Below are 10,000 nucleotides of genomic sequence, written 5' to 3'. Positions count from 1 at the left end.
AGATACTAGTAATAAGATTAAATATTTCTTCATTGATTAAAAAAATCTAATATAAATCATTTTGTAAGTAAAATTAACTAAAATCATTTCACTATTTTTGAAAAATGAAAAACATCCAATTTTTTTTTCTATTATTTTCGTTTTCAGTCTTTTCGCAATCAACATTTGAAAAGGCGGAGAAATTGTATGCTCAAAAAAAATACAACGAAGCTGAAAAACTATTTTCCGAATATTTAAAATTGCAACCCAATCACGCCAAAACCATTGAATATCTTGGCGATATTGCCGGACAACAAAAAGATTGGAATACCGCAATAACTAACTATAAAAAGCTTAAAGTTAGTTATCCTAAAAACGCAAATTATTGGTACAAATATGGTGGCGCACTGGGAATGAAAGCCAAAGAATCTAATAAATTCAAAGCTTTAGGAATGATTGATGAAGTAGAAGAATCATTTTTAACTGCTGCAAAATTAGATACAAAGCATATCGATACACGTTGGGCATTAGTTATGTTATATATCGAATTGCCAGGAATCATTGGAGGAAGCGAAAAAAAAGCTCAAAAATATGCCGATGAATTAATGGTGCTTTCAAAAGTAGATGGTTATTTGGCAAAAGGTTACATCGATATGTATTTTAGTCGTTATACAAAAGCAGAAATAAATTATAAAAAAGCACACGAAATTGGTAATTCAAAAACTACTTTCGATAAATTATATGACTTATATTTGAATAAGCTAAACGACAAAGCGAAAGCAAATAAGTTAAAAGAACAATTTGAAAACAAATAGTGTAATTGTTAAAATGTTTAATCGTTTAACCGATTTGACAAATTAACAGTTTAACAATTCAACATAAAAATGAGAACACATTTCATAGCAATCGGCGGAGCAGCCATGCACAATTTAGCATTAGCTTTACACAATAAAGGATATCATGTAACGGGTAGCGATGACGCTATTTTCGAACCTTCAAAATCACGTTTAGAGAAAAAAGGATTATTGCCAGCAGAAGAAGGTTGGTTTCCTGAAAAAATCACAACCGATATCGAAGCAATTATTTTGGGAATGCACGCAAAAGCTGATAATCCAGAATTATTAAAAGCCCAAGAATTAGGTTTGAAAATATATTCGTATCCCGAATTTTTATACGAACAATCGAAAAACAAAACCCGAGTGGTGATTGGTGGTTCACATGGAAAAACGACGATTACTTCTATGATTTTACACGTGATGCATTATCACAATATCGAAGTGGATTATATGGTGGGAGCACAGTTGGAAGGTTTCGATACGATGGTACATTTAACTGAAGACAATGATTTTATAGTGTTAGAAGGCGATGAATATTTGACTTCTCCAATAGATTTACGTCCAAAATTTCATTTATATCAACCTAATATTGCCTTGTTATCAGGAATTGCTTGGGATCATATCAACGTGTTTCCAACCTTTGATAATTATGTAGAACAATTTAGAATTTTCGCTAACCAAATCACGCGTGGCGGAATTTTAGTCTATAACGAAGAAGACGAAGCCGTAAAAGCAGTAGCCGAAGGAACCGAAAATCCAATCCGAAAAATTGCCTATCAAACACCAAGTTACACAGTTGAAAACGGGACTACGTTATTAGATACGCCAGAAGGTCCAATGCCAATTGAAGTTTTCGGAGCACACAATCTAAGCAATTTAGCTGGCGCAAAATGGATTTGCCAATGCATGGGCGTAGACGAAGCCGAATTTTACGAAGCCATCGCCAGTTTCAAAGGTGCTTCTAAACGGTTAGAAAAAATTGCAGAAAGCAAGAACAAAGTAGCGTATAAAGATTTTGCACATTCACCAAGTAAAGTTTCAGCTACTACAAAAGCGGTGAAAGCACAATATCCTGATAGAAAAGTAGTCGCTTGTTTAGAATTGCACACCTACAGCAGTTTAAATGCCGAGTTCTTAAAAGAATACCAAGGTGCTTTAGACGCAGCCGATGTAGCAGTTGTTTTCTATTCGCCAGATGCTGTAAAAATCAAACGTTTGGAGGAAGTAACTTATGACCAAATCGCACAATCGTTCCAAAGAGAAGATTTGATTATTTACACCAATCCAACCGAATTCAAAGACTTTTTGTTCAGCCAAAATTTAGAAAATTCCGCTTTACTATTAATGAGTTCAGGAAATTATGGTGGATTGAATTTTGATGAGGTGAAAGGGTTGATACAATAAAATATTTTCTATTTCGTTCTTAAGATAAATCTTACTTATGAAAAAAATATTGTTAGTTGTATTGTTTGGTGCTATATTAGTTTCATGTTCAAATGATTTAGACGATGTTTCATCAGAATCTAATTCGTTTTTTAATATTAATCAAGGAAATAAATGGGTGTACAAAAAATATGAGAGTAGTGGATTTGGTCCATCAACATACAGTAATATTATTGATTCTGTAGAAGTTGTTGGAGATGAAATTATAGAAGGTTTGAATTATAAAAAAATTAGACATAGAATATATTGGTTTGCAAATCTACAAAATGAGAATTTTGAATATTTAAGAATTACTTCAAATGATCATTTAGTTGATTCAGAGGGTGTTGTGAAACATCCAGGATTTGATGCTGAATTTTCTTATTCATTTATTCATAATTATCCAGGGACTTTAGTACCTATGGGAGAAACAATTTATCAATTGCAGGCCACTCAAAATGAAATTGTAGAAGGGAATAGTTTTATTATTTCAAATTATCAGGGAAATTTTACTTCTTACGATTCAATGTTTCCAAATAATCATATAGACTACAAATACTCTGAAGGAATTGGGATGATTTCAAATCATTGTCCAAGTGTTTCAGGTAGTTACTATTACGAATTTAGGTTAGTATATTATGAGATTAATTAATCTCCATACCTAAAATGCCCAACAATTTTCCAATTCAACAAACAATCTTCTAAAACTTGTCCGCTTCCTACGTTGTGAACTATCATTGAGTTGTCATTGTTTGATTTTACGTGAGTTACAATGCCAATATGAGGTAATTTGTCACCAATCACAGAGCAATACTTTTTGATATTTCAGTTTTTTCAATTATTTTTGATTCCATAAACGCCAAAATTAAATTTTATGTACACGCCAATCAATCAATGGGCCGAAGATGATCGCCCACGTGAAAAATTTCTTTTAAAAGGTAAATCCACCTTATCTGATTCCGAATTACTTGCTATTTTAATTGGTTCCGGTTCTCGAAATGAGAGCGCGGTGCAATTGTGTCAACGCATTCTAGCTTCCTCCGAAAACAATCTGAATACGTTAGGGAAAATGTCAATTTCCCAACTTATGCAATTCAAAGGAATTGGTGAAGCTAAAGCCATTTCCATCGCCGCCGCATTAGAATTAGGACGAAGACGTAGAGCCGAAGATGCCATCGAACTCAAAAAAATCACATCCAGTAAAGCAGTTTTCGACATCATGCAACCCATTATTGGCGAATTGCCTCACGAAGAATTTTGGGTTTTGTATCTCAATAATTCCAATAAAGTCATCTATAAATCCCAGCTCTCAAAAGGTGGAATCACTGGAACTGTTGTAGATATTCGAATTATTTTCAAATTGGCATTCGAGCAAAATGCAACGGGTTTAATACTGTCACACAATCATCCCTCTGGAAAATTAATGGCAAGCGAAGCCGATTTAAAAATCACCAAACGAATAAAAGAAGCAGGGCAAACCTTAGAAATTCAAGTTTTAGACCATCTCATTATCACCGAAAATGGTTATTTGAGTTTTCAGGATGAAGGGATTTTTTGATTTTTTGAAACACATAGTCACATAGTTCTTGATAATAATCTTTGCGTATAAACCAAGAATTATAGAAATTTTAAGAATTCTTAATTTTTTATCTAATCAATAAGCCGTATTTTTATCAAAAATTAAAATATCATGAAGAACATAAAACTTTTAGTTGCAACACTTTTAGTAACTCTTACTGCTTCGGCGCAGTTTACACAAAAGGCTTTACCTTATGCTTATAATGCTTTAGAGCCATTTGTAGATGCACAAACAATGGAAATTCATTACAGCAAGCATCATGCAGCTTATGTAAAAAATCTTAATACAGCTTTAGCAGGAACTCCGGATGAAAAACTAAGCTTAAACGAAATTTTTGCAAAGATTTCTACTATGCCAGCGGCAGTTCGTAATAATGGTGGTGGACATTACAATCATGAGTTGTTTTGGTCAGTTTTAACACCTGAGAAGAACACTAAAATGTCGGCTGAGTTAGAAAAAGCGGTAAATGAAACTTTCGGAAGTTTAGACGGATTGAAAGAAAAATTAAATGCTGCAGGAGCAAGTCGATTTGGTTCAGGTTGGGCTTGGTTGGTTGTAACTAAAGAAGGGAAGTTAGTAGTTAGTTCAACTCCAAATCAAGATAATCCATTGATGGATATTGCAGAAGTAAAAGGAACACCAATCTTTGGAATCGATGTTTGGGAACATGCTTATTACTTAAAATACCAAAACAAACGTGCTGATTATTTATCTGCTTTATGGAATGTTGTAAACTGGACAGAAGTTAGTAAAAGATACAAAGCAGCGATGCCAAAACCAGATACCTTTGCTGCTTGGCCAGAAATCAAAACGTTTCACAAGGTAATGTCGCAAACTTTTCATCCAAGTGAAGAAGGAAATTTACAGCCTATCAAAGAAAGAAGTGCTGAAATGGCTGAAAAAGCAAATGCTTTAAAAATGGCTAAAATTCCAGCGCAATTCAATAAAAAAGAAATTGTAGCTTCGGTTAATAAATTAGCAAAAGATAGTAAAGCATTAGATAAATTAGTGAAATCGAAAGCTTCAGATGAAAAAATCACTAAAGCTTTAAATGGTTTACATGACACTTTCCATACGATAGTAGGATTGTGTACTCATGACGAAGAATAATATTTGAGATTAAAATATAAATGCCTTGTGATGAAAGTAAATCACAAGGTTTTTTATTAGAAATTATTTAAGAAATTTTTCTATTCAATTTCTTATCTTGCAACACTAAAATTAATGTTCGTTGAACTATGATTAGCACCAAAAACATCACATTTTCCTACTCAAAAGATCAACTTTTTCACATGCCCGATTTGTATTGTGAAGCAGGAAGTACTTTGTTGATTACAGGTGATTCTGGAAAAGGAAAAACTACCTATTTGCATATTTTAGCAGGTTTGTTAAAACCAAAATCAGGCGAAATCGAAATCGATAAAACCGATATCGTTTCCCTTTCTGAAAAAGCAACCGATAAATTCCGAGGAAAACACATTGGAGTGGTTTTTCAAAAATCGCATTTTATTAGTGCTTTGACCGTTTTAGAAAATCTAGAAATGGCGAGTTGGTTAGCAACGGGTAAAAAGCATACGAAAAGAGCTAAGAAATTATTAGAACAATTGGGAATCGAAAATCAAGCGTCTAAATTGCCCTCACAATTGAGTATTGGACAACAACAACGCGTTTCGATTGCACGAGCTTTAATGAACGAACCAAAAGTGTTGTTAGCAGACGAGCCTACATCAAGTTTAGATGATAAAAATGCAGAGAAAGTAATCGAATTGTTGACTTCATTATCAAAAGAATACAAAGCGGCTTTGCTAATCGTTACGCACGACAACCGAATTAAAGAAAGATTTATCAATAAAATTACCTTGATATGATAGCAAAATTAGCATGGAAAAATATATGGTTCAAACCATTAAATACCATCTTGAGCGTTGTTTTGCTAACCTCAAGTGTCGCGATTATTACGACTCTGGTTTTAGTCGAAAAGCAATTTGAAGAAAAATTCTCAAGCAATATTGATGGTGTTGATTTGGTAATGGGCGCGCAAGGAAGTCCATTGCAATTGATTTTATCTGCAGTTTACCAAGTAGATTCTCCAACAGGAAATATTAGTTACGATTCGGCAAAAGTTTGGATGCAACATCCTTTTGTTAAAAAAGCGATTCCTTTAGCATTTGGAGATAATTACCGTGGTTATAAAATCTTAGGAACAACTTCCGATTATTTAGAAAAATACGGAGCTGAAATATCCGAAGGGAAACTATTCGAAAAAAACTTCGAAGTCGTAATCGGAAGTGATATCGCTCAAAAATTAAGTTTGAAAATTGGTGATGAATTCTTTGGTTCCCATGGTGATGCAGCAGAAGGAGAAGTGCATGAACATTACGGATATAAAGTTGTCGGAATTGCAAAACCAACAGGAAAAGTAGTCGATAATTTAATTTTATGTACAATTCCAAGTGTTTGGCAAATGCACGGCAGTCATGGTGAAGAAGTAAATCCCGCTCACGGCGAAGAAGGTCCCGTTCATGTAGAAGGTGAAGAACATCATGAAGAAGTTGATATGACTTTAGATGAACCCGGAATGGAAATCACAGCGGTTTTACTAAAATTCCGCAATAAAATGGGAATTGTAACTTGGCCAAGAATCATCGTACAAAATACTAAAATGCAAGTCGCTTCACCAGCTATAGAAGTGAATCGTTTGTTTTCTTTATTCGGAATTGGAATTTCAGCATTGCAATATTTGGCATACGGAATCATGTTGATTTCAGGAATTTCGATTTTCATCGCACTTTACAATACTTTGAAAGAACGCGAAAACGAATTTGCTTTAATGCGTGTTAACGGAGCCAAAAGATTACAACTTTTAAAAGTCGTCATGATAGAAAGTTTACTTTTATGTGTGGTTGGATTTGTCTTTGGTACGATTTTGGGAAGGGTAGGATTAAGTATGTTATCAAACTCAGCCGAAGAAGATTTCAAAATGAGTTTCAATCCATACGAATTTATTTGGGAGAAAGAGGGAACCTTATTTTTACTAACTATATTTGTAGGCTTTATTGCAGCGTTAATTCCAGCTATAAAAGCATACAATTTAAATATTTCAAAAACATTAGCAAATGCGTAATTATATTAAATTAAGTTTGGCTTTAGTCGTTTTTATTTCGATGATGAGCTTTTCAGATCGTACAACTTCAATTGAAAAAACTACTAACAAATCATCTATATCATCAGATACATTGACATGGAAAATGTTAGGTGATATTAAATACGTTCGTAAAAAACACGCAACTTATGGTGAAGTAGAATTCCCACAAGTGAACATGAAATTGAAAATGATGCAAAAGAAAACCGTTTTCATGAGCGGATTTATTGTACCAATCGATAACAAAAACTATGCGTTGAGTAAAAACGTATTCGCAGCTTGTTTCTTCTGTGGAAAATCTGGACCAGAGACTATTGCTGGAATCAAATTTAAAGGTGGTGCTTTTCCAAAGTTAAAAACCGATACTTATGTAACCTTAAAAGGAACTTTTAGATATAACGAAACTGACGTTGAAGATTGGATTTATCATATCGAAGACGCTGTAATTATCTCTCAAAGCAAATAATTTGGAAGCCCATTCGTTTGGGCTTTTTTTAATCATTCAAACATATAGCATTGCATTCATTTCAACACAAAAAACATCTCTTTTTTGATTTAGATCACACGCTTTGGGATTTCGATAAAAATTCAGGTTTTGCCTTTGATACGATTTTCAAACAGCAAGGTTTTGATATTGAATTATCCGATTTTCTGAATATTTACATTCCAAGAAACCAACATTATTGGAAATTGTACCAAGTGAATCAAATCTCACACGAAGATTTACGTTATTATCGTTTAAAAGACGTTTTCGATGCCTTGAATTTTGAAGTTTCTGATGAAATGATTCATCACTTATCAGAAGAATACATCAAATATTTACCCGAATACAATCATCTTTTTGATGGCGCTATTGAGTTATTGGATTATCTAAAACCAAAATATCAATTGCATATTATTACTAACGGATTTGCATCGGTTCAAACCAAAAAAATGAAGAATTCCAATATTGATCATTATTTTGAAACGATTACCAATTCCGAAATGGCAGGAGTTAAAAAACCACATCGAAACATATTCGATTTTGCCTTATCTTTGGCAAAAGCTTCAAAAGAAGAAAGCTTAATGATAGGCGATAGTTACGAAGCCGATATCATTGGAGCACAAGAAGCAGGCATAGAAGCAGTGTTTTTCAACGAACAAAATATTGAAGTAGAACACACAGTCTTTCAAGTAAAACATTTATTAGAATTAAAAAATATATTATAGTTATGAAGAAAGTTGTTGTAATTATGGCACTATTTTTAAGTGCTTTTTCTTTTGCTCAGGAAAGTTATAAATATGTGATTGTTCCTAAAAGATTTAGCATTTTTAATGAAGATAACAGGTTTAATTTGAATACACTTACAAAGTCATTTTTTGAGAGCCAAGGTTTTCAAGTGTATTTTGCTTCGGATATTTTGCCTGAAGAGTTAGCAAAAAATAGATGTTTAGCTTTGTTTGTTGATGCTAATGAAGAGAAGAAGTTTTTAGCAAAAAGTGTAAACATTGAAATAAAAGATTGTTATAATAACGTTCTTTTTTTTAGTGAATACGGAACGAGTAAAGAAAAAGAATTTGTTAAAGCATATAATGAGGCTTTTAGAATTGCTTTAAACTCTTTAAAAGGGAATTTAAAGTTTAAAAATAATTTTGTTAAAACACCTGAAACTTCAAAAGAGGTTGTTGTAAAAGAGCCAATTGCAAAACCTAATACAATTATTGATGTGTCTCAGCTTCGTGCACTTCCAACAGAAACAGGATACAATTTAATTAATCATACAAATAACATTGTTTTAATACTACATAGTACATCATTAGAAAATGTTTTTATTGCTTCTAAGGATATTTTTAAAGGTGTATTAATAAAGAAAAATAGTGGTTGGTTTTTTGAATATGATTTTGAAGGTAAAGTATATTCAGAGAAAGTGGAAGTAAAATTCTAATTAATACCCATATTTATCTTTCCAACGATTCTTTAAAAACTGACGTAATTCTTTTTCACGAGCATTTTCACCTGGCTCAAAGAACTTAGTCTCTGAAATTTCGGTAGGTAAAAATTCTTGTTCGGCAAAGTTATTGGGGAAGTCGTGTGAATATTTGTATTCTTCACCGTAGCCTAATTCTTTCATTAATTTAGTTGGCGCGTTTCTTAAGTGAATTGGAACAGGTAAATCACCAGTTTGTTTTACCATTTGTTGTGCTTTTCCAATTGCCATATAACTGGCATTACTTTTTGCCGAAGTCGCCAAATAAATCGCACATTGACTCAAAATAATGCGACTTTCAGGATAACCAATAGTTGCCACCGCTTGAAAAGCATTATTTGCCATGATAAAAGCTGTAGGATTTGCGTTTCCGATATCTTCACTTGCTAAAATCAGCATTCTTCGGGCGATGAATTTTACATCTTCTCCACCTTCAATCATTCGAGCTAGCCAATACACCGCACCATTCGGGTCGCTTCCACGAATAGATTTTATGAATGCGGAAACAATATCGTAATGTTGTTCACCTGTTTTGTCATACAGTACTGTATTTTTTTGTACCAATTGCATTACTTTTTCATTCGTAATTTCAATGATATCGCTTTCGGTTGCATTAATTACCAATTCGAAAATATTCAATAATTTTCTTCCATCACCACCAGAAAGTCTTAACAAAGCTTCGGTTTCTTTTAATTGAATGTCTTTATTTTGAAGTTGAACATCAGTCTTCATTGCACGATGCAATAAAGCTTCTAAATCGTCTTTGGTAAACGCGTTCAAAACATAAACCTGACATCTTGACAATAAAGCGGGAATAACCTCAAAACTCGGATTTTCGGTAGTAGCTCCAATCAAAGTTACCCAACCTTTTTCCACCGCAGCCAACAAAGAATCTTGTTGGGATTTAGAAAAACGATGAATCTCATCAATAAATAAAATCGGATTTTTAGCTGTGAATAAACCACTGCTTTGTTTCGCTTTTTCAATTACCTCACGAATGTCTTTTACACCAGAATGTATCGCACTCAGTTGGTAAAACGGACGTTTACTTTCTTGCGCCATAATTTGAGCTAAG

General features: G+C 33.2%; 11 protein-coding genes and 1 pseudogene. 10 read left to right on the top strand and 2 right to left on the bottom strand.

Annotated elements, in window-relative coordinates:
• Positions 1-104: 104 nt before the first annotated feature.
• From LDL23_RS07275 to LDL23_RS07265, 3 genes are all read left to right on the top strand, one after another.
• Complete coding sequence (locus tag LDL23_RS07275; protein WP_291265108.1) at positions 105-794, top strand: hypothetical protein; 690 nt, start codon at positions 105-107, stop codon at positions 792-794.
• Between the two features lie 69 nt (positions 795-863).
• Positions 864-2,219 (top strand): Mur ligase family protein, encoded by a 1,356-nt coding sequence (locus LDL23_RS07270; RefSeq protein WP_291265107.1) that lies wholly within the window; start codon positions 864-866, stop codon positions 2,217-2,219.
• A 49-nt stretch (positions 2,220-2,268) separates the two neighbouring features.
• Positions 2,269-2,889, top strand: a complete 621-nt coding sequence (locus LDL23_RS07265) for a hypothetical protein (RefSeq protein WP_291265106.1) — start codon at positions 2,269-2,271, stop codon at positions 2,887-2,889.
• On the opposite strand, the gene LDL23_RS07260 is transcribed toward LDL23_RS07265, so the two are convergent.
• Entirely contained in the window at positions 2,886-3,041 is a 156-nt protein-coding gene (locus LDL23_RS07260; RefSeq protein WP_291265105.1) for a DUF1287 domain-containing protein, read from the bottom strand. The two genes, LDL23_RS07265 and LDL23_RS07260, sit on opposite strands and share 4 nt — an antisense overlap.
• A gap of 70 nt (positions 3,042-3,111) precedes the next feature.
• On the opposite strand from LDL23_RS07260, the gene radC reads away from it, so the two are divergent.
• From radC to LDL23_RS07225, 7 genes and pseudogenes are all read left to right on the top strand, one after another.
• A complete protein-coding gene (radC, locus tag LDL23_RS07255; protein WP_291265104.1) occupies positions 3,112-3,795 on the top strand; it encodes a DNA repair protein RadC in 684 nt (227 codons plus the stop codon).
• Between the two features lie 132 nt (positions 3,796-3,927).
• Positions 3,928-4,587 (top strand): annotated as a pseudogene (locus tag LDL23_RS07250) (superoxide dismutase); the annotation flags it as partial.
• 467 nt (positions 4,588-5,054) lie between these two features.
• Complete coding sequence (locus tag LDL23_RS07245; RefSeq protein ID WP_291265103.1) at positions 5,055-5,684, top strand: ABC transporter ATP-binding protein; 630 nt, start codon at positions 5,055-5,057, stop codon at positions 5,682-5,684.
• Positions 5,681-6,940 (top strand): FtsX-like permease family protein, encoded by a 1,260-nt coding sequence (locus LDL23_RS07240; RefSeq protein WP_291265102.1) that lies wholly within the window; start codon positions 5,681-5,683, stop codon positions 6,938-6,940. The genes LDL23_RS07245 and LDL23_RS07240 overlap by 4 nt, the downstream gene beginning before the upstream one ends.
• Complete coding sequence (locus tag LDL23_RS07235) at positions 6,933-7,424, top strand: hypothetical protein (protein ID WP_291265101.1); 492 nt, start codon at positions 6,933-6,935, stop codon at positions 7,422-7,424. The genes LDL23_RS07240 and LDL23_RS07235 overlap by 8 nt, the downstream gene beginning before the upstream one ends.
• Before the next feature lie 50 nt (positions 7,425-7,474).
• Positions 7,475-8,167 carry a YjjG family noncanonical pyrimidine nucleotidase gene (locus LDL23_RS07230; protein WP_291265100.1) on the top strand — a complete coding sequence of 231 codons (693 nt, stop codon included), beginning with the start codon at positions 7,475-7,477 and terminating at the stop codon, positions 8,165-8,167.
• A 2-nt stretch (positions 8,168-8,169) separates the two neighbouring features.
• A complete protein-coding gene (locus tag LDL23_RS07225; RefSeq protein WP_291265099.1) occupies positions 8,170-8,883 on the top strand; it encodes a hypothetical protein in 714 nt (237 codons plus the stop codon).
• Here the strand turns inward: LDL23_RS07225 and LDL23_RS07220 are convergent.
• Positions 8,884-10,000 (bottom strand): replication-associated recombination protein A (locus LDL23_RS07220; protein WP_291265098.1); only part of this gene is annotated, 1,117 nt, incomplete at its 5' end.

The sequence above is a fragment of the Flavobacterium sp. genome, assembly GCF_020217025.1.
In the GTDB taxonomy this organism is placed as follows: Bacteria; Bacteroidota; Bacteroidia; order Flavobacteriales; family Flavobacteriaceae; genus Flavobacterium.
This window is presented reverse-complemented; position numbering and strand designations above follow the sequence as displayed.

Excerpts from the sequence above, each read along its gene's own strand:
- LDL23_RS07275 (WP_291265108.1), top strand. The coding sequence starts at position 105 with ATGAAAAACATCCAATTTTTTTTTCTATTATTTTCGTTTTCAGTCTTT.
- LDL23_RS07270 (WP_291265107.1), top strand. The coding sequence starts at position 864 with ATGAGAACACATTTCATAGCAATCGGCGGAGCAGCCATGCACAATTTA.
- radC (WP_291265104.1), top strand. The coding sequence starts at position 3,112 with ATGTACACGCCAATCAATCAATGGGCCGAAGATGATCGCCCACGTGAA.
- LDL23_RS07245 (WP_291265103.1), top strand. The coding sequence starts at position 5,055 with ATGATTAGCACCAAAAACATCACATTTTCCTACTCAAAAGATCAACTT.
- LDL23_RS07240 (WP_291265102.1), top strand. The coding sequence starts at position 5,681 with ATGATAGCAAAATTAGCATGGAAAAATATATGGTTCAAACCATTAAAT.
- LDL23_RS07235 (WP_291265101.1), top strand. The coding sequence starts at position 6,933 with ATGCGTAATTATATTAAATTAAGTTTGGCTTTAGTCGTTTTTATTTCG.
- LDL23_RS07225 (WP_291265099.1), top strand. The coding sequence starts at position 8,170 with ATGAAGAAAGTTGTTGTAATTATGGCACTATTTTTAAGTGCTTTTTCT.